The following is a 19695-nucleotide window of genomic DNA, read 5'->3' on the forward strand; positions in this document are numbered from 1 at the left end:
CCCAGCGAGGAGGTCATCATGGCGGCAGCAATACGCTGGAGCTATGGGACTAGAACGAAATGTTCTTACCACCTGGAACCGGCCGGGCCTATAGGTAAGGCTGCACGGAGGAGCCGCAAACCAATGGGATTTTCGGACTATCGAACGGCGTTGGTGACGGGCGCATCTTCGGGTATCGGGGCCGCGACGGTTCGCCGCCTGAGCGCCGAAGGGCTAGACGTCTATGCGGCGGCGCGGGATGCGGACCGGCTGGCGAGCCTTTCATCCGAGACTGGGTGCCACGTCTGCGCCATTGATGTCAGCGACCTTGATGCGCTGACGGCGCTGGCAAAATCGGTCGAATTCGACGTTCTCGTCAACAATGCCGGCCAGTCCCGTCGCGGCAACGTCCTCGACACCACGCCTGATGATGTTGACGCGCTGATCGACGTGAATCTCCGCGCGGTCCTGCATCTGACCCGCCTGATCGTACCCGGCATGGCCAAGCGCGACCGCGGACACATCGTCAACATCTCATCGATCGCCGGCCATTATGCCTTCGCAGGCGGCAATACCGTGTATCACGCAACGAAGGCGGGCATCCATTCGCTCTCGCAGCAATTGCGTGTCGATCTCTACGGCACGCAAGTTCGCGTGACCGAGGTTTCGCCGGCGCGCGTGGAGACGGAAGTCTTCGGACGGCTACTGGGTGACCTTGCCGAGGCCAAGCGCCGCTTCTTCGACGACTACGATGCATTGCAGCCCGAAGATATCGCCAACGCGATCGGCTTCGCGATTGGCTCACCCGCGCGCATGAATGTCGCGTTCATGGAGGTACTGCCGACCCAGCAAGTCGTGGGCGGCCTGAACTTCGCTCAGAGGCATCGGCAAACTGCGGCATGATCGTCGAGAGGCGCAAATCGATACGCTAGGCAGGGGCGATGATCGTGGATCTCGCTAAAATCGAACAGCTAGTCGATCTGGTCTCGCGATCGCGCATCGCTGAGCTGGAGCTGACGCAAGATGGAACGCGCGTCCGTATCCTGAAAAGCCTGGCGCCGCGTGAGGAGAATCCCGTCCCGCGTCGTGCCCTGCATGGATCAGATGGGATGCGCGTTTCCCGGCACGAGCCGATCCCCTCGCCGGGCGTGTCGGATGTCGAAGAGACCGTCGTGCCCGCCCCGATGCACGGCGTTTTCTATCGGGCCGCGGCGCCGAACGAGCCGCCGCTGGTCGAGATCGGCGCCACAATCAAGGCCGGCCAGAAGATATGCATGATCGAAGCGATGAAAACGTTCATCGACGTCGCCGCTGAGACACCCGGTGTCGTCCTTGAGATCCTCGCCGACAACGGTGACGAGGTCGAGGCGGGACAGGCGCTGTTCCGGATCCGACCCGCAGGCCCCTCCTGATGTTCGATACCGTCCTGATCGCCAATCGCGGCGAGATCGCGCTTCGCATCCAGCGCGCCTGCCGGACGATGGGACTCAAGACCGTCGTCGTTCATTCGGAGGCGGATCGGGACGCGCGCTACGTTAGATTGGCAGATCAAGCGCTCTGCATCGGTCCGGCCTCGGCGAGCAGCACCTACCTGAATCCAGCAGCGATCTTGCTCGCGGCGGAAGTCAGCGGCGCGCAGGCGATTCATCCGGGTTACGGATTTCTGTCGGAAAGCGCGGAGTTCGCCGGCAGGGTTGCACAGGCCGGCCTCACCTTCATCGGCCCACCAGCGGACTGCATACGAACGATGGGCGACAAGGTCGCGGCCAAACGAGCGATGCGGGTGGCTGGCGTCCCTTGCGTGCCTGGCCCGGACAGCTCCTTGCCGGACAATCCGGTAGAGGTACACGCCATCGCGCGGGAGATTGGATATCCCCTTATCATCAAGGCAGCAGGCGGGGGCGGCGGGCGCGGCATGCGGATTGTGCGCGCCGAGCATGAACTCGATGACGCGGTCACGCTAACACGCGCAGAAGCGAGCCAGGCCTTCAAGAACGCCGCCGTCTACATCGAGAAGTTTCTCGAAAAACCACGCCATATCGAGATTCAGGTCTTATGCGACCAGCACGACAACCATCTTTGGCTCGGGGACCGCGACTGCTCGCTCCAGCGCAGAAATCAGAAGGTCGTCGAGGAGGCCCCCGCGCCCGGCATCGACCCCGCGCTCGTCGAACGTGTTGGACTGAGCTGTGTCGAAGCCTGTCGGCGGATCGGTTACCGGGGCGCAGGCACCTTCGAATTCCTCTATGAAGATGGGAGGTTCTTCTTCATCGAGATGAACACGCGCGTCCAGGTGGAGCACCCGGTCACCGAGATGACCACAGGGATCGACATCGTCAAGGAGCAGATTCGCATTGCGCGGGGCGAGCCGTTGCTGATCTCGCAGGCGGACATCGCGCGGATCGGTCATGCGGTCGAATTTCGCATCAACGCGGAAGATCCGGTCACCTTCGCGCCTTCACCAGGCGTGGTGACGCGTTGGGATCTTCCCGGCGGCATCGGCATCCGCATCGACTCGCACATCGTCGCCGGTGCCAATGTTCCGCGTCACTACGATTCATTGATCGGCAAGCTCATCGCCCATGGCGCCGGCCGCGATGAAGCACTGGCGCGCGCGCGTGTCGCGCTGTCCGAGCTGCACGCCGAGGGCATCCGGACCAATGTGCCGCTGCATCAGGCCATTCTGGCGGACCCGACGTTCTGTCGGGGCGGTTATGATATCCACTATCTGGAGCATTGGACGACCAAGCGGATGGCTGCGAAATGACGGCTCACGATCGACCACGGATCAGCCTTCTCGGCACCACCGCCCTCCTGTTCGAGGCGCCCGGCACGTTCGACCTGCCGCACCAAAGGCGAATCTGGGCTCTCGCCGCGACAGCCTCAAAATGGCCCGGAATCCGCGAAGCCATCCCGGGTATCACCAATCTGATGCTGACCTTTGAAACACCCCCGCGCGAGCTGGAGTCGCTGATCGCGGCCCTCAACGACGGTTGGGACGAAGCGCGGGAGCGTGGGATCGGAGGCCGCGAGATCACGTTGCCGGTCACCTATGGTGGTGAGATTGGCTCGTCACTCCAGGCCGTTGCCGATTATACCGGCCTGTCCGTCGACGACGTGGTGTCGATCCATGCCGCGCCCCTCTACACCGTGTTCGCGCTGGGAAGTCATCCCGGCTATTGCTACCTCGGCGGCATGGACCCGCGTATCTCCATGCCGCGGCGTCAGACGCCGCTCCAACGTTCCGCCGGCGGCTCGGTGTCCATCGGCGGATCCCAGACCGGGGTATCCGCTTCACCGGGCCCCAGCGGCTGGCATGCGATCGGGCATACGACCTGGAAATTCTTCGACCCATCCCGGGCAATACCGGCGGCGCTGGCACCGGGCGACACCATCCGCTTCGAGATCGAACGGGTGCTTCCTTGATCGAGATTCTGACCGTTCTCGGCCCGACCAGCGTCCAGGACCTCGGCCGCCTCGACCAGTATCGCTTTGGGGTCGGCACGTCTGGCGCGATGGACGACATCGCCTTGCGCGCCGGCAACATCATGCTGGCCAACGACGAGAATGCGGCCGGCATCGAGATCCCGATGATGCCGTTCAAGCTTCGTTTCCGCCAGGATATGGCCTTCGCGCTCACGGGCGCAGAGGTCGAGGCGGAGATCGGAGGACGATCGATCCTGCCGTGGTGGCGCTCGCAGGCGCGCGCTGGAGACATTCTCAGCCTGAAGGCGATGCCCCGTGGCGCAAGATCCTATCTGACCGTCAGCGGCGGCATTGACGTTCCAATGGTCTTGGGATCACGGAGCACCCAGTTTCGCGGCGAGTTCGGCGGCTTTCACGGGCGACCGCTGCAGCCGGGAGATATGCTGCCTTGCTCCACACCCAATCCCGCGGCGGGCATCGGAGAGCTCGGGATCGAGCCGGCCGACATCATCCTCGCCCGGTCGCATGTGCCGGCCGACGATACTTTGGTGAGGGTCGTGATCGCCGGCGAATACGAAGCGTTCGACGGCGCCACACAGGAGTTATTTTGGCGCAGCAGTTGGAAGATTACGCCACAGAGCAACCGCTACGGTTACCGCCTGCAAGGCCCTGCCGTGAAACCGATCTCGCCGATCGAAAAGCGCTCTCATGGCATCGTCCCCGGCGTCATCCAAATCCCGCCCAATGGGCAGCCCATCATCCAGATGCGCGATGCCCAGACCTCCGGCGGCTATCCGAAAATCGCAACCGTGATCAGGGCTGACCTTTGGCGCGTCGGGCAGGCGAAGCTTGGCGGCAGACTACGATTCGAGCAAACAGCGTATGCGGATGCACTTGCCGCCGAGGCCGATGTCTCGACTTATCTTGACCGGCTCAGGACCGACGTTCGACTTCTCCAGGAGCTTCGCCGATGCCGATAGATGCATCCCATATCGAACATCTGGCGAAGCTCCTGGAGAAATACAGCGTCGCGTCCATCGAGATCGAGGACAACGAGCAATCGTTGAAGCTCGTCGTGGAGCTCGGCGCGTCTTCGCCAGTGCCGGCGGTCACATCCGGCCCCAATGAAGATGGCTGCGTCGTCGCGATGGCGGACGTCGCGGGGCGCTTCCTCGCCGGGCACCCTTGGCGGGCAAAGCCGTTCGTCGAACCCGGCCAACGGATCGAAGCCGGCGCCATCGTCGGCCTCGTCAAAGTCGGCCTGATCTATGCGCCGGTTCTTTCCCCCGCTGACGGCATCCTCGATGCTGTCCTCGCAGAGACAGGTGCGACCGTCGGCTACGGAACGCCGATCGCCAGGATTCGTCCCATCGCCGGGAACTGCTCGGCTTGAACGACGGCATGCCAGGCCAAGCGGTGATCACTGCGCTTAGTTGACCAACACCGTCGCCGGGGCGACCTCGCCACCACCCTGCTCCACCACGCGTCGTACGGTGCCCGCGAGGTTGACGGAGCCGGGAGTGTCGCTGTGAATGAGGATCGAGCGCGCCTCGACCTTGATCGACTTGCCCTCGATCGTCTTGACCGTACCGCTGTCCAGAAACCTCTGAACCCGCTCCGCCACGGCCTCTGGCGAGGTGATGACCGAGTTAGGCAGCTTGCGGGACACAAGATGGGCGTTCTCGTCATAGGCACGATCGGCGAGAAAGAGCGTCAGGACCCGCAGGCCGACCTTGCGGGCGGCGCGCACAATTTCGGCGTCCGGCTGCGAAAACACGATGAAGTCTCGATCGATGATTGCGATCGCACGGGCGACGACGGCTGCCATGTCCGGATCGGCGTTCACCATGTTGCCCATCGCAGCGTGGAAGCTGACATGGGTCACGCGGTGGCCTGCATTGGTCGCGATCGCCTGCAGCGCACCAATCTGGTAGACCATATGCTTCTCGAGCTCGGCTGCATCCATTTGGATAACGCGGCGACCAAAACCGAGCAGATCCGGCAGACCTGGATGGGCGCCGATCTCGACGCCCTTAGCCTTGGCCATCCGGACCGTGCGATCCATGATGATCGGGTCGCCGGCATGGAAGCCGCATGCCACGTTGGCGGAGGAGACGATCTCCATGAGCGCCTCGTCATCACAGATGCGATAGTTGCCGAAGCCTTCGCCCATGTCCGAATTGATGCCGATTTTCATGTTTGAACCACCTTTCTTGATTGTTGCTTAGTTCCACTCACAGCGCTCGATAAAGATCGGCCGTCGCGCGCACCCTTCCGATGTAGTCGTTGATAGGAGCCATGGCCGCAACGGCGTCCTGATAACTGACCTCGCTGAAAGCGATGAATGATCCCGGCCGCGCCTGGCCGAGGCGCCAGAGATCGGCCTGGATCACGGCGGCCATCTTCGGATACCCCCCGGCTGTGTTGGCGTCGCTCATCTGGATGATCGGATCCCCGGACGGCGGCACCTGCACGACGCCCGCTACCACGCCGTGCGAACGCATCTCGACGGGCGCAGCCAATGTCAACTTCGCGCCGGTGAGGCGATATCCGCCCCGATCGCTCTGTGCGCTGATCTTCCATCTTGTGGACCAGAAAATGGCCCGCATCGCATCGGAAAACAAATCGTGCTCTCCGGCCCGCATGACGCGCACTCGCAGAACGCGATCCTGGTCCGAAGGATCCGACTCCGTGATTGTCAACTCAGGTGGTTCGGCGCCAAAATCGCAGCGGCCGGCGGTTTCTCGCTGCCCTCCGACCGGAACGACGTCGCCCGCTTGCAAGGCGCGTCCGTCCAGCCCACCAAAAGCTGCGCGAAGATGGGTACTCCGCGAGCCCAGCACGCGGGGAACGTCGATCCCTCCGGCGACCGTCACATAGACGCGCGCGCCGCGCCTGGGCGAGCCAATCGTGAGGACTTCTCCCGCTCTCGCCCGCATACACCACCAGGGCGGAACGCCCCGATCTCCCAGCCTTGCATCACAATCAGCGCCCGTGAGCGCAAATGAGATTCCGGCGTTGAAGCGCAGGCGGAAGGGAAATGTTTGCACCTCGATGCTTGCGGCGTCACCATCGTTACCGAGCAGCGCGTTTCCAGCTTCGAGAGCGACGGGATCCATGGCGCCGGACGTGCTCACGCCAAAGCGGCGCGCACCGCGACGGCCCAGATCCTGGATCGTATTGAATGCATGGCTGGTCAGGATCTCGATCACAGGTCGATCCGAGCGATTCTGAATTTGACACGGTCGCCGGGAACCATCAGCGACGGCTGCTTCCTCAGGGGATCAAACATCGTCATCTCGGCCCAGCCGATTGCGTTCCAGCCGTTCGGGCTTGTGAGCGCCGCGACACCGGTCTGCATCCCGCCGATCGTCACCGAACCCGCGCGCATGTTGAGCGACGGCACCGACTTGCGCGGCATGAAGATGCGAGGATCGAGACCATGCAGATAGCCGAAGCCCGGAGAGCTCGCGATCGCACAGACGGTATACTCACCCTCACTGTGGATTCTGATAACCTCTCGTGCCGATAGTCCCGAGCGAGCCACGACCGCAGGCAGGTCGAAGCCGAGTTCGCCGCCATAAACAACAGGTATCTCAATCAGCTTGCCATCGGGATTGCGCGGGCTCAAACGATGCCACAGTTCGACAATCGACGCCGCTAGGGCGCCGACGTCGTCTGGCGGCTGCTCAAACGTGAGCATGACGTTGGTCACGCCAACAACAGCCTCTTCGACGTTGGGCCAGGACGAGAGCACGTCGGCAAGCGACCAGATGCGGCCCTGTTGAACGAGGTCGAACTCCCCCTGTGCCTCCACCAGCATGGCCAGTGTGCCGATCAGGCTGATCTTTGGATCCTTCTCGAGCACGCCGACGAAGGGAGAGGCACGATGGTTGATCGACAAATGGCGCTCCGGAGATCAAACGCGCAGCAACGCCGCCGTATCCAATCTAGATGACCCGCAAGAAGTAAACCAACACGTTGTCGCTCTGTGGGCATAGCGGATATCGATTGCTGGCGAGACATCCCGTTTTCCTGCACCGCCATGCGCGCCGCCGAGCACATGCCATGCGCTTGCGGCCGAATGCGATCGTCTCCAGGCTTCCGTCCCCGAGTTCAGTGCTGCGCAATCACGTGATTGCTTGGTGCGTTCCAGCGCGCGACGACCTGCTGGCCTACCGCATAGCGGAGTCCGGAATGCTGCGATTGGTTTTGCTCGAAGACGATCAGTTGTTCGCCGCTCGCCGTCTTCAGATAATAATGGCTGACAAAGCCGCGATAGACGACCTGATCGACCCGTGCGGCAACGCTGTTCGCGCGACCGCTCCCAGCATCCTGATCGGCTTCCTCGACGATGATCGCTTCTGGCCGGATCGAAACCATCACGTCCGCAGCGGAAGCTGGAACCTGATCGATCTGGAGTTTCAGGTCCTCCGACACGCGAATAATCGCGCCATCTCCATTGCGCTGCTCGACCTTGCCTTCGAACAGGTTGGACGCACCGATGAACTTCGCGACGAATTTCGAGGCTGGTCGCTGATAGATCTCGGTCGCCGACCCGACTTGTTCGAGCTTGCCGTCGCGCATCACCACGATCTTGTCGGCCATCGTCAGGGCCTCGTCCTGGTCGTGCGTGACCATGATGGTGGTCAGGCCCAATCGGCGCTGCAGGGCTCGCAATTCGACCTGCATGCTTTCGCGAAGCCCCTTGTCGAGGGCTCCCAATGGCTCGTCGAGCAGCAGCATCGCGGGCTCGATCACCAGCGCCCGCCCCAGCGCGACACGCTGCTGCTGGCCGCCCGAGAGTTGGGCAGGATATCGCTTCCCAAAGTTCGAAAGCTGGACGAGGTTGAGCGCCGCGGCCACCTTCCTGGCGGCCTCGGCCTTGGCAATCCCGCGCATCTCCAGCCCGAATGCGATATTCTCCTCGATCGTCAAATGCGGAAATAAAGCATAGTTCTGGAACAACATCCCGATGTTGCGACGATGTACTGGCACATCGGTAATCCTTGCATTGTTCACGAAGACGTCACCGGATGTCGGGCGGATCAGCCCGGCAATCATGCGTAGGCAGGTCGTCTTGCCGCACCCGCTCGGACCGAGCAGGGCAACCATATGGCCGGGCTGGATCATCAGGGACACGTCGTCGACCGCGACCACGCGACCATATTCCTTGCTTAGGCGTTCAAGCCTGACTTCGGAAGACTTCATGGCCACCCGCCTCAGCTTGTGAAAACATCATTGTAACGCTCCAGCCACGGGCCGCGACGCGGAACGATGAACTTCCAATCCGGCGTGAAGAGCCCGAGATCGGTCGCCTTGGTTTCGGGATATGCAAGGAATTTTGCAATCTCGGGCTTAAAGTCGATACCGCTGACCGAAGGCGCGCTCAGCGTTCGCTCGGACAGCATCTTGGCGACCGACGGCTCCAAAACGCGGTTGATGAATGCGGCCCCCAATTCCGGCTCGGGTGCATTCTTGACCAGCGTCATGCTGTTGATACCCGTGAATGTGCCCTCCTTGGGGAACGTCATGTCGAGCGGAACGCCCTTCGCGGTGTGGGGATAGATCGCCTTCGAATACTCGATGCCGCCGATCGTTGCCTGTCCCTGGGCGACCTGCAGCACCTGTGCCTCGCTGTCATAAATCGTGAGGACGTTCGGCTTGAGCGAAGCCAGCTTGTCCCAACCCTTGTCGACCAGGTATTGAGCCTCCTTGAACGGCTTGCCCGTTACAAGGGCCGCCGCGACGATGAGCATCAGCACGCTCTGGGTGTTCTTGGGCGTGTTCAAGAGGATCTGCTTGCGATACTTCGCATCGAAGATCTCTTCGTAGCTCTTGATCGGCTTCGTCACCTGCGGATTGATGAATAGCGCCGCACTGGAGATCGAGAACCCGACGCCATAGCCGTCCTCGAAGATGTAGCGCGGATAGACCTTCGCAAGATTGGGAATCTTGTTGGGATCGAGCTTGTCGATCAACCCCTCCTGCTTCGCTTGAGGCACACCAACATCATCCATCATCATGACACTGTATCGCGGCGTGTCGCGCGTCGCGCGAAGCGCCGCGATGTTGGTGAGCGTCACTCCTTCCAGTGTAAAGACGCGACAGTTGAATTCAGCCTCGAACTTGGGAATGACCTCCGTTTCGATCAGCTTGCCCAGGGCGGAGTTGTAGACGCCAACCTGCAGTTGCTTGACGCCCTGTGACCGCGCCCGGCTGATGATCGTGGGGAAGGCAAGCGCGGATGCGCCGGTCTTGATGAAAGTCCTACGCGTCAGTCTCATGGGTCCAATCTCCATCTAAGTAGGTACATTAGGTGGCCAGCGCTCGACGAAGGCCAACCAACTTCTCCAGCAGCATGACGCCGACCATCGCCATCAGGATAATGATCGTCGACATCGCGGGCACGGAAGGATCAAAGACGTTGACGAGTTGCCGCATCAGCACAAGCGGCACCGGAGAGTATTCGGAATTCGCGAGCCACATGGTGACCGGGTAATTGTCGAACGACACCATGAAGGCGAACAGTCCCCCGGCAGCGACTCCAGACGCGATCTGCGGCAGCGTTACACGCCAAAAGGTCCACAGCCGGTTCGCGCCCAGCGTACGTGCGGCATCCTCCAAATTCTCGTCTACCAACTGAAGACTGGTGACGACCGTGCGGATGACGTATGGGGAAGTCACAACGACATGCCCGATCAGGAGGTTCACCCTCGCGTCTTCCGAGCCAAGCTTTGTGAGGACCTGGAGCAGCGCCAGACCTGTTACCAGGGCAGGGAATATCAGCGGCGAGAGCAAGAAGGCTTTCATGGCCGCCATGCCGAAGAAGTTTCCTCGCACCAGCGCAAAGGACGCCGGCACGCCGAGCAGCAGAGAGCCCGCTGTCGTGCTAAGCGCGAGCAGGATGCTCAGCCGCATCGCTTCAAGGAAGTCACGTTCCTGCAGGACCTTGATGTACCATTTCAGCGTGAAACCCTGGGGCGGAAACGTTACGAAATACGAATCAGAGACCGACACCGCCATGACAAGAAGTAGCGGCGCGATGATGAAGATCATCATCGCGGCCGTAATCGCGTAGAGGACATAGGCGCCGAAGCCTGAGAAATGCTCGTCCATCAACTGGGCCTCCGAAGACGGCGGCCTTCGAGAAGCCACATCGAGAAACCATTGACCGCGAAGACCACGCCCACGAGCACTACGGCAATCGCGGCGCCGAACGGCCAGTCGTACACGACAAAGATCTGCTGCTCGATCAGATTGCCCAGCATGAGCGCGGAAGCCCCTCCCAGGATCGCGGGGATGACGAAGGATCCGGCCGTCAACGAGAACACCAGGGTGAAGCCCGCCACGAAGCCGGGCATGCTCAGCGGCAGTGTCACCCGCAGAAAGACCTTCCACCACGGCGCGCCGAGCACGCGAGCCGCGTCCTCCAGATTGCGATCGATCTTGCCGAGCGCCGAGGCCAGCGGCAGGACCATCATCGGGAAGAAAACGTGTAACGATCCGATGACGACGGCCTTCTCGGTATAGAGGATCGATACCGGCGCTTCGACGATGTGCAGGGTCATCAGGATCCAGTTCAGCATCCCCTTCGGGCCGTTAGCCAGGATCAGCTGCCATCCGTAGCCGCGCACAACGACGCTGACGACCAGCGGAGCGATGACGATGAGCGTGATGATCCGGGTGACGAGCGGGCGGCTTTTCACCATGACCAGCGCGACCGGATAGGCCAGTACGGTCGCAAGCGCCGACGTGATCAGGCTGATCCTCAGCGTCGTCCAGAACACGCGCGCATAGAGTTCGATGTGGATGAGCCGCGCGTAGTGCACCGGCGTGAATGGGCGCCCGATAATCCCCTGACTGTTCTGGGTTTGTATACTCGAGAACAGCAGACTTATTGCCGGATAGAAGAAGAAATACGTCAGGAAGACCAGCATCGGGAGCGCCAGCAACCCCGCGGGCAAGTGGGGACGCCACCACGATCCCTGTCGGGTCTCTGGTTGGGCACCCACAACAGCCACCGCCTCGTCGCTGGTCATTGCTGGCCGTCTCCGACTGCGCGATACAAAGACCCACCCTTCTTTAAGTGAAGCTTAAACGCGGACACCTTACAGGACCAAGATTGTCTTCGTTTAGGGGCATCGCAAACGGTTATGACAATCGGCGCGGCATCCTGCCTGAACTTCGATCACTGAGCCCGCCTCATCCACACCTCCCGTTAGCGCAAGCCCTCGCAAAAATTCGCAATACGCCGGCAGCCCTCCTTCAAGGACTCGATGTCGGTCGCGTAGGAAATCCGGAAATACGGGCTCATTCCATAGGCCCCGCCATGAACGGCGGCGACATGCTGCTCTTCCAGAAGGGCAGATATGAAGTCGGCGTCGGTATCCAGCCGCCGCCCTCCCTTGGACGTCTTGCCGATGCAGCCGGCAATGTTCGGGAACACATAGAATGCGCCCTGGGGCTTGTGGCAGGTGATCCCGGGGATTCGATTGAGGAGCGAAACCACCAGATCGCGCCTGTCGCGATAGATGTCGGCGCGCTCTTTCAGGAAATCCTGAGGACCGTCCAGAACCGCCACGGTGGCCGCCTGGCTCAGTGTACAGATTCCGCCTGTCGCCTGACCGTGGACATTGGTCATGGCCGCAATCAAGGTCTTGGGGCCACCGCAATAGCCGACGCGCCAGCCCGTCATGGCGTAGGCCTTGGATGCGCCGTTGACGGTTATGACGCGGTCCTTCAGCCTGGGTTCGACCTGCGCGATAGTGCAGAACTCGAAACCATCATAGGTGAGATGTTCATAGATGTCATCGGTGAGGATCCAGACGTCGGGATGCTTCAGCATGACGTCCGCGATCGCGCGCATCTCGGCGTGCGAGCAAGCGGCGCCGGTCGGATTGTTCGGGAAATTCAGGATCAGCCATTTTGTCCTTGGCGTGATCGCGGCCTCGAGATCCGCCGGCCGAAGCTTGAACTGGTTATTCTCTGGACACGGCACGGCTATGGGTGACGCCTCCGCGAGCAGAACGATGTCGGCGTAGGTAATCCAGCCCGGCGCCGGAATGACCACCTCGTCGCCGGGATTGCAGGTGGCGAACAGCGCGTTAAAGATGATCTGCTTGCCCCCGTTGGCGATCAGGATTTCATCAAGAGCGTAGTCAAGGTTGTTCTCACGCTTGAACTTGCGCTGGACCGCGGTTCTCAGAGCCACGGTTCCGGGCATCGCCGGATACTTGGTGTCCCCCGCGAGCGCCGCCCGATGCGCGGCATCAATGGCATGTGCAGGTGTCGGGAAATCGGGCTCGCCGGAAGACAGGCTGACGATCTTGACGCCCGCATCGCGCAACTCACGCGCCTTGTCCGTCATGGCCGCCGAGGCGGATACCTTCACGGTTTTGAGGCGGTTCGCAAGTTCAGGCATTATCGGCTCCACTTCTTGTCTCCACAGGTTGCGCGGCCTCGGATCGACGCGCAAATCGCAACTCCCCTATGACCTGAAACGTCGGAATGACCTCGAGCATCGCCACGTTCATGCGCAGCGGCGATCCGACGGCGAACGCGATCGCGTCCGCAATGTCTTCGGGGTGAAGCGTCTCGAATGCACCAACAAAGCGGTCATTGCCGTCACCGCCGACGTTCCGGTTCTGGAAAATGGTGGTCGCGACTCGACCCGGCGACACCTCGGTAACGCGAACCCGGGTGCCGCAAAGATCAACGCGCAACTGCTGCGACAGCGAATGGATGCCTGCCTTGGTCGCGTGATGGGCAACCGAAGAATTGAAGGTCGTCGCGTTCTCGCCGAATGCGTAGTGACCAGCGATGGAGGAGATGTTTACGACGTGCCCGCGGTCACGCCTGGCCATGCCCGGCACGATCAGCCGCGTGAGATGGAGGACCGCCCGCAAATTCACGTCCACGAGTATGTCGACATCCTCCGCGGCGGTATTCAGAATGCTGCCGCGCCGGGACTGGCCCGCATTATTGACGAGAACGTCGAACTCGGCCGAACTCGCCAGTTCCGTCAAAGCGTCAAGGTCGCTGACATCGACAGCGCAGGCACGACACCCAGTCTCGGTCGACAAGCTCGCCAGCCGTCTCGCATCCCGAGCGACCGCGTAGACCTTTAGCCCGTCTGCGCTTAGGCGGCGAACAGTCGGAGCCCCGATGCCCGAGGACGCGCCCGTCACCAATGCCGTTCGGTAGTCCGCAAATCCCATCCGCATGGCTCTCTTGCGATCAAGCGGAGCGGCGGAACACTACGTTCACATGAACGCTCGCAGATAGAAGGGATTCGATCTGCCCTCATAAGGATGGCCGATGGCTCAACCGACCCGCACGCATCCCCATAAGCGCCACCGATACCGGCAGAGTGAATTGCTCTTACTCGCTTTCGGCCATGTCCCCCTACATTCGCTCCGGGTCCCCTTGCTCATCCTTGCGAGAGAAAACGTGCATGCTGGAGGTCAACAATCGGATCGTCATGGTCTCGGGCGCCTCGCGGGGCATCGGACGCGCCGTGGTCGATCGACTCGTGGCCTCGGGGTTCCGTGTCTCGGCAGGCCTTCGTGATCCCAACAGCCTTCAGCAGAGCGAGCGGGTCATGACGCACCACTATAATGCTGACGATACCGAGAGCCCGATAGCGTGGGTCAAGGCGACGCTCGGGCGATGGGGCGGCGTGGACGCTATCGTCAACGCAGCCGGCATCAATCCGAAGGTCCGAGTGTCGGACGAGGGCGAGGATGAGCTGGAAGAGATGTGGCGGATCAACGTCAAGGGCCCGCTGCGTGTCATCAGGGCCGCCCTGCCCCATCTGGCGGTCTGCGGCCACGGACGGGTGGTCAATCTTGGATCACTCGCCGGCAAGCGGGTAGGAAGCAATGTCGGCTACGCCATGACCAAATTCGCCGTGGTCGCACTCACGCACGGGATCCGCCGCGAGGGTCGCGCAACGGGCATTAGGGCCACCGTCATCTGTCCTGGCTATGTCGCTACGGACATGACGTTGAACGATGACGAAATTCCCCGCCATGAGATGAGCCAACCCGGCGACATCGCCCGGCTGGTCGAAACCGTTCTGATGCTGCCGAACAACGCCTCGGTCTCCGAACTGCTGGTGCATTGCCAGTTCGAACCGATGTTGTAGGTGAAATGACGGGTTGAGCGGCCGCTTGAAATTCTGGATGCCCGAGTTGTCTTCGAGAACTCCGGCATCCAATCGCGCACAAAACCAAAAGGGCCGTGGCTCGCTCACGGCCCATCCGGGAATAATTTCTACGAGATCAAATGCCCCAGCCCCCGGCGACCTGAACTTAGGCAAAAAGGCGGCGAAATGGGAGCATAGAATCGACCGCCGCATTGCGGAACATCCGCGATGTTGCCGTCCGGCAACAATATGAATTCGAGGACTTGTGAAGTTTGTGAGCGACCGGCGCCTACGCTGATCCGGACGTTGCAGCCGGCAACATCGCCGAACTCGCCAACGCAGTTGAGCCCGTTCAGACGGCTGCATCCACATCGAGAAGATCAACGGCCCGATGCTGTTCGAGCTAAAGGCGACAGCGGCGGAGTACAAGGCCCGCCTCTAAACAGGTATCTGCCGTCCCGGCGCCAAACATAGGCGCGGCGAGCCATCTTCAGGAATTTCCGGCCGACGCTACGCGTCGCCGCTGATCACATGATTTCGGCGGACCGGACATGCCATACTCTGAGATGCTTCCGCATCGTTCGTAGTGCCAATCTGGAAGAGATTCGGCGGGCTAACAGGATGCAAGCAGACGGAGAGAACTATGACCGAAACGTTGTCGGGTATGGCTATGGGCGCGCTTCGTGAACTATCCGACGTATTCGGGCGAATGCCGGACGACTGCGCCGACGAACTGATCGATGCAATCATTGCTGCAAGAAGGATTGTTCTCTTCGGCTGCGGACGGGAAGGATTGCAGATGCGAGGCTTCGCGATGCGTCTGTTTCACCTTGGTCGCGATGCCACGGTCTGGGGTGACATGTCGATGCCGGCACTGGGGGGCCGTGATTTACTCGTCGTCTCGGCGGGGCCGGGAGACTTGGCGACAGTGCGCGTCCTGGTTTGCAGGGCTCGGGAAGCCGGAGCACGTACAGCTCTGATTACAGCTCAACCAAAGGCGCCGCTGGCCGAGCAAGTCGACGTGGTGACCGTTATTCCTGCGCAGACCATGGCGGATGACAGTGTTGCCAATGCGTCGATACTGCCGATGGGTTCGCTATTTGAAGCGGCTCAGATGGTCTTCTTCGAACTCGTGGTCCTCAAACTTCGCCCTCTACTCCACGAGACTGTGGAGACGATGCGCGCGCGTCACACCAACCTAGAGTGATGTTAGGTCGCGAACGCGCGGCATCAGCCATTGTCCGCGCCGCATGCGCCGTTTTTCTGGACCAGCCGCTCCCCTACGCGGAGCTGGGGTTTCCAAGGCGAACGGATCATTCCGGTCAAGTTTCCGGCAGCGACACGTCAGACCTCCTCAGCGCGGCTTCAGCAGTTCGCGCGCAACAATCAGCTTCTGAACTTCAGTCGCGCCCTCGTAGATGCGGAGCGCGCGGACTTCGCGATAAAGGCTTTCGACAATCTCGCCCTTGCGCACGCCGCGACCGCCAAACATCTGCACGGCGCGATCGACGACGCGCTGTGCGGTCTCGGTGGCCGCGAGCTTGGCCATTGCAGCTTCGCGGGTGGTCGGCAGCTTCTGAACATCGCGACGCCAGGCCGCACGGTAGGTCAGGAGCGTCGCGGCGTCGGTCTCGGTCGCCATATCGCCGAGCGCCGCCTGGGTCAGTTGCAGGTCGGACAGGGTGGCGCCGAACATGCGCCGGTTCTGCGCATGCAGGCGCGCCTCCTCCAGCGCCCGCCGCGCGAAGCCAAGCGCTGCCGCCGCGACCGACGCCCGGAAGATATCGAGGGTCTGCATCGCGATCTTGAAACCGCCGCCCGACCCTCCAAGACGCCGGCTTGCCGGGATGCGGCAATTCTCCAGTCGCAATGTCGCCAGCGGATGCGGCGCGACGATATCAATGCGATCCGCTACCCTGAAACCGGGATCATCGGGGTAAATGACAAAGGCGGAGATCCCGCGTGCACCCGGCGCGTCTCCGGTCCGCGCGAACAGCGTGTAGACGTCGGCAATCCCGCCGTTTGAGATCCAGGTCTTCTCGCCGTCCAGAACGTAGCTGTCGCCATCTTCCCGCGCCGTGCAGCTCATCGCCGCAACATCGGAGCCGGCGTCCTTCTCCGAGAGTGCAAAGGCGGCAAGCCATTCGCCCGAACGGACCTTCGGCAGAACTGAATTTCGCAGCTCCGGCGATCCGGCAAGAGCGATCGCCCCCGACCCCAGCCCCTGCATCGCGAATGCGAAATCGGCCAGACCATCGGCGTAGGCCAACGTCTCGCGCGACAGACAGATCGAGCGGGAATCGATCGTGGTGACGTCGCCATCAGGCGATGCCACGGCGCAATCCAGCAATTTCGCCGCGCCAAGCGCGCGAACGAGCTTGCGGCAGGCGCTGTCGACGTCGTTGTGATCAACGGTGTCGAGGCCACCCCACATCACGAACCGGTCGAGTGCCTCGCAGACCGAACGGTGACGCGGCTCGAAAAAAGGCAAATCCAGCCAGTCCCGGGAGATGGTCTTTGCAATGGAGCTCATTTATCGCCCTCAAAGGATTGGTTCGCGCACCCCGCAGGCGTTGCAACCCTCGACCCGGGGCGCAACGGTCCGCATGGAAAGCTTCATCCCTCACCGGACCTCCGCGGCTGCGGACGTGCGAGATTGACGATTCAGACGATGCGCTTGATCCCTCGCTTTCGCGTACCCACCGCACCGCATGCAGAGCTTTCCGGTAATTATTTTAAACATAAAATATTTTGACGAAGAGCCGATTGTCAAGGCGCTTCCGTGCGAACCGCGCCGACGGAGAGCCTTGGCGGCATCAATCTGCTGAAAGGCCGCAAATTCATCACCCAGCGGAGTCGATTCGAAGGCGCTCCGGCCGCGTCTTGAATTTACTTTTGGCACGAACTATCCTGCCGACCATCCACGAAAGCCGTCAACAGGCCAAGTGACCCCGGAGATTTGATTTGGCACTCGCGAAGGAGTTCCCGCCTGTTTCAATCAGGAATGGGGCCGATCAGGAGACCGAGTATCGGGCTCAAACACGGCTTTGGCTGCGGCTGCTTGCCTGCACGACGCTCATCGAGGGCGAGCTGCGGCGCCGGTTTCGCGAAGAATTCGATTTCACGATGCCGCGCTTCGACGTTCTTGCACAGCTTGACCGCGAGCCCAGTGGACTGGTGCTCGGCGAACTGCCCAAGCGCCTGATGGTCTCTGCCGGGAATCTCACGCCGATCGTGGACCGCCTGGTCGAGGATGGGTACATCACCCGCACGCCATCAAACCTGGATCGACGCGTGCAGATCGTCTGCATGACGGTGGAGGGACGGAAGGCCTTCAGGCGCATGGCCAAGCGCCATGGCTCGTGGCTGGCTGAACTTCTGTCGGAATTCCCGACGGATCGGCTCGACGGGTTGATCGGCGAGCTCGACGACCTCAAGGGTGCTGTCAGGGGGACAATTCGGAAATCGTGAGCCTGCGCAGAGTCCAGGCGCGACGGCTAGCGGCGCACGCGAATCCCAGCCGCTTCGCGGTCCCATGTATCCGCCGTCACGCCCGCATCGCGCAGCACGCCCTTCTTGATCTTGCTGTTCTCCGTCAGCGGCATCTGGCTCACGATGCGTACATAGCGGGGGATTGCGAAATAGGCGATCTGCCCTTCGCAATGCCTGACGATGTCGGCGGGCTCCAGCGATTGCCCCGGCTCCAGCAGGATCGCGGCCGCAACCTCGTCCTCTCCCAGTTCGGACGGCAGCGGGTAGATGGCGCAAGCAGCGACCGCGGGATGGGACAGGATGGTCTGCTCGACCTCCCAGGAGGACACGTTCTCGCCGCGCCTGCGGATCGAATCCTTCATGCGGTCGATGAAGCGATAATGGTAGTCCGGATCTCGAACGACGCGATCACCAGAGTGGAACCACAGATTTCGCCAGGCCTCCACCGTCTTGTCCGGCATGCCGTAATACCCCGTAGCAAATGCAAAGGGTTCCCTGGCACGAAGGACAAGCTCACCGGCTTGCCCGTCGGGCAACTCTGAATCGTTTTCATCGACGATCCGGGCTTCAACGCCGTCAGCCAGGTAACCCATCGTCCCCGGACGGTCTGACGGGATCGCCCCGGCGAACACAAAGTTGGTCTCCGTAGAACCATAGCCGTCGACCAAAGGCACGCCGAACCGCTCAAGAAATGGCCGGTGGATTTGGGGCGGTACACCGCCGCCAAGTGCGACGCGAACGCGATGGGCGGCATCGTCCTCCGTCGTGGGCTGCGCCAGAAGCATCGACGCCATCGCTCCGAGCAGATAGCCGACCGTCGCATTGTGTCGTCGCGCTGCCGGCCAGAAGCCTGACGCGGAGAACTTCGGCTCCAGGACGTAAGTGCATCCGTTCAGGACCGCCTGATAGAACGCATTCAGCGCGTTGGTGTGGAACAGCGGCAGCGTCGTGAACAGCACGTCGCCTTCGCGGATGCCAAGCGCCCGCGCCGAGTAGATACCCCACCAGAATAGCTGCGCCTGCGGACAGCACACGCCTTTGGCTGGGCCCGTGGTGCCCGATGTGTAAAGGATTGCAACGGTATCGCCCGGACGCAGCGCCCCCGCGAGGGCTCCAGCTCCAAGCGCCGGCAGCGGAACCGACCTCGCGTCGCCGGTCCCGGTGACAGAACCGACGGTCCACGTCTGAGACGGCAGTTCGACGTCTGCCTCCACAGTCCCGATCGCGGCAAGAAATTGCGCCTCGACGACGAGGAGCGCGGGGCGCGAGTTGCGGAAGATATGAGATAGCTGAAAGCCGCGCAGCGCCGTGTTGATCGGCACCACGATCGCACCGAGCCATGCGCAGCCCAGATAGACTTGAAGAAACTCCGGCCGGTTCGAGGACATCAGCGCGACCCGGTCGCCGGGCTTGATCCCGGCTTCGAGGAGTGTCCGGGCAGATGCGGCCGCAATCGCAGCAGTCTGCGAATAGGTCCAGCTTGCCTCCCCCGAGACAAGCAAAACGCGATCTTGGTAGCGCTCGGCCTGTCGCGTGAGGATAGTGGAGAGGATCCGATCCGGCGGCGGAAACAGCTCGACCGCGCGCGCCCAAGCCGGCGTCACGTTTGCCTGCCCGGCCGCATCTTGATGAACAGCGCCATTCATTCG

The 19695-nt window shown here is 61.8% G+C and carries 20 protein-coding genes; 9 read left to right on the forward strand and 11 right to left on the reverse strand.

Annotated features, from left to right (window positions below):
- Window positions 1-123: 123 nt before the first annotated feature.
- The 6 genes from VKR55_RS02410 to VKR55_RS02435 are packed head-to-tail and all read left to right on the forward strand — an operon-like array spanning window position 124 to window position 4798.
- Complete coding sequence (locus VKR55_RS02410; protein WP_324399381.1) at window positions 124-882, forward strand: SDR family oxidoreductase; 759 nt, start codon at window positions 124-126, stop codon at window positions 880-882.
- A gap of 38 nt (window positions 883-920) precedes the next feature.
- A complete protein-coding gene (locus VKR55_RS02415) occupies window positions 921-1391 on the forward strand; it encodes an acetyl-CoA carboxylase biotin carboxyl carrier protein (protein ID WP_324399288.1) in 471 nt (156 codons plus the stop codon).
- Window positions 1391-2746, forward strand: a complete 1356-nt coding sequence (gene accC, locus VKR55_RS02420; RefSeq protein ID WP_324399290.1) for an acetyl-CoA carboxylase biotin carboxylase subunit — start codon at window positions 1391-1393, stop codon at window positions 2744-2746. The genes VKR55_RS02415 and accC overlap by 1 nt, the downstream gene beginning before the upstream one ends.
- Window positions 2743-3405, forward strand: coding sequence for a 5-oxoprolinase subunit PxpB (pxpB, locus tag VKR55_RS02425; RefSeq protein WP_324399291.1), 663 nt, complete (start codon window positions 2743-2745; stop codon window positions 3403-3405). Before accC ends, pxpB (VKR55_RS02425) begins: the two co-directional genes overlap by 4 nt.
- Complete coding sequence (locus VKR55_RS02430; protein ID WP_324399293.1) at window positions 3402-4385, forward strand: 5-oxoprolinase subunit C family protein; 984 nt, start codon at window positions 3402-3404, stop codon at window positions 4383-4385. Before pxpB (VKR55_RS02425) ends, VKR55_RS02430 begins: the two co-directional genes overlap by 4 nt.
- A complete protein-coding gene (locus tag VKR55_RS02435; protein ID WP_324399296.1) occupies window positions 4376-4798 on the forward strand; it encodes an acetyl-CoA carboxylase biotin carboxyl carrier protein in 423 nt (140 codons plus the stop codon). The genes VKR55_RS02430 and VKR55_RS02435 overlap by 10 nt, the downstream gene beginning before the upstream one ends.
- Window positions 4799-4834: 36 nt before the next feature.
- Here the strand turns inward: VKR55_RS02435 and VKR55_RS02440 are convergent, their stop codons facing one another.
- The 9 genes from VKR55_RS02440 to VKR55_RS02480 form a co-directional block, all read right to left on the reverse strand.
- A complete protein-coding gene (locus VKR55_RS02440) occupies window positions 4835-5602 on the reverse strand; it encodes a LamB/YcsF family protein (RefSeq protein ID WP_324399298.1) in 768 nt (255 codons plus the stop codon).
- Window positions 5603-5639: 37 nt separating this feature from the next.
- A complete protein-coding gene (locus VKR55_RS02445; protein WP_324399300.1) occupies window positions 5640-6617 on the reverse strand; it encodes a 5-oxoprolinase subunit C family protein in 978 nt (325 codons plus the stop codon).
- Window positions 6614-7273 (reverse strand): 5-oxoprolinase subunit PxpB, encoded by a 660-nt coding sequence (pxpB, locus tag VKR55_RS02450; protein WP_324399302.1) that lies wholly within the window; start codon window positions 7271-7273, stop codon window positions 6614-6616. Before pxpB (VKR55_RS02450) ends, VKR55_RS02445 begins: the two co-directional genes overlap by 4 nt.
- 248 nt (window positions 7274-7521) lie before the next feature.
- A complete protein-coding gene (locus VKR55_RS02455) occupies window positions 7522-8616 on the reverse strand; it encodes an ABC transporter ATP-binding protein (RefSeq protein ID WP_324399305.1) in 1095 nt (364 codons plus the stop codon).
- An 11-nt stretch (window positions 8617-8627) separates the two neighbouring features.
- Complete coding sequence (locus VKR55_RS02460; RefSeq protein ID WP_324399307.1) at window positions 8628-9692, reverse strand: extracellular solute-binding protein; 1065 nt, start codon at window positions 9690-9692, stop codon at window positions 8628-8630.
- A gap of 28 nt (window positions 9693-9720) precedes the next feature.
- Window positions 9721-10524, reverse strand: a complete 804-nt coding sequence (locus VKR55_RS02465) for an ABC transporter permease (RefSeq protein ID WP_324399309.1) — start codon at window positions 10522-10524, stop codon at window positions 9721-9723.
- On the reverse strand, window positions 10524-11447 hold the full coding sequence (locus tag VKR55_RS02470; RefSeq protein WP_324399311.1) for an ABC transporter permease: 924 nt from the start codon (window positions 11445-11447) through the stop codon (window positions 10524-10526). Before VKR55_RS02470 ends, VKR55_RS02465 begins: the two co-directional genes overlap by 1 nt.
- Window positions 11448-11626: 179 nt before the next feature.
- On the reverse strand, window positions 11627-12829 hold the full coding sequence (locus VKR55_RS02475) for a pyridoxal phosphate-dependent aminotransferase (RefSeq protein WP_324399314.1): 1203 nt from the start codon (window positions 12827-12829) through the stop codon (window positions 11627-11629).
- Entirely contained in the window at window positions 12822-13625 is an 804-nt protein-coding gene (locus tag VKR55_RS02480; RefSeq protein ID WP_324399316.1) for an SDR family oxidoreductase, read from the reverse strand. Before VKR55_RS02480 ends, VKR55_RS02475 begins: the two co-directional genes overlap by 8 nt.
- A gap of 236 nt (window positions 13626-13861) precedes the next feature.
- Between VKR55_RS02480 and VKR55_RS02485 the strand changes: the two genes are divergently transcribed.
- Window positions 13862-14554 carry an SDR family NAD(P)-dependent oxidoreductase gene (locus tag VKR55_RS02485; RefSeq protein WP_324399318.1) on the forward strand — a complete coding sequence of 231 codons (693 nt, stop codon included), beginning with the start codon at window positions 13862-13864 and terminating at the stop codon, window positions 14552-14554.
- 643 nt (window positions 14555-15197) lie between these two features.
- Window positions 15198-15761: a phosphoheptose isomerase family protein gene (locus tag VKR55_RS02490; protein ID WP_324399320.1), complete on the forward strand. Its 564-nt coding sequence runs from the start codon at window positions 15198-15200 to the stop codon at window positions 15759-15761.
- Between the two features lie 147 nt (window positions 15762-15908).
- Here the strand turns inward: VKR55_RS02490 and VKR55_RS02495 are convergent, their stop codons facing one another.
- Window positions 15909-17087 carry an acyl-CoA dehydrogenase family protein gene (locus VKR55_RS02495; protein WP_324399322.1) on the reverse strand — a complete coding sequence of 393 codons (1179 nt, stop codon included), beginning with the start codon at window positions 17085-17087 and terminating at the stop codon, window positions 15909-15911.
- A gap of 431 nt (window positions 17088-17518) precedes the next feature.
- Between VKR55_RS02495 and VKR55_RS02500 the strand changes: the two genes are divergently transcribed.
- Complete coding sequence (locus VKR55_RS02500) at window positions 17519-18025, forward strand: MarR family winged helix-turn-helix transcriptional regulator (protein WP_324399324.1); 507 nt, start codon at window positions 17519-17521, stop codon at window positions 18023-18025.
- A gap of 26 nt (window positions 18026-18051) precedes the next feature.
- Here the strand turns inward: VKR55_RS02500 and VKR55_RS02505 are convergent, their stop codons facing one another.
- The gene (locus VKR55_RS02505) at window positions 18052-19692 is read right to left on the reverse strand and encodes an ATP-dependent acyl-CoA ligase (protein WP_414642286.1); all 1641 of its coding nucleotides are present in this window, start codon (window positions 19690-19692) and stop codon (window positions 18052-18054) included.
- Window positions 19693-19695: the final 3 nt, after the last annotated feature.

The organism is Bradyrhizobium sp., assembly GCF_035309285.1.
Classification (GTDB): Bacteria; Pseudomonadota; Alphaproteobacteria; order Rhizobiales; family Xanthobacteraceae; genus Bradyrhizobium.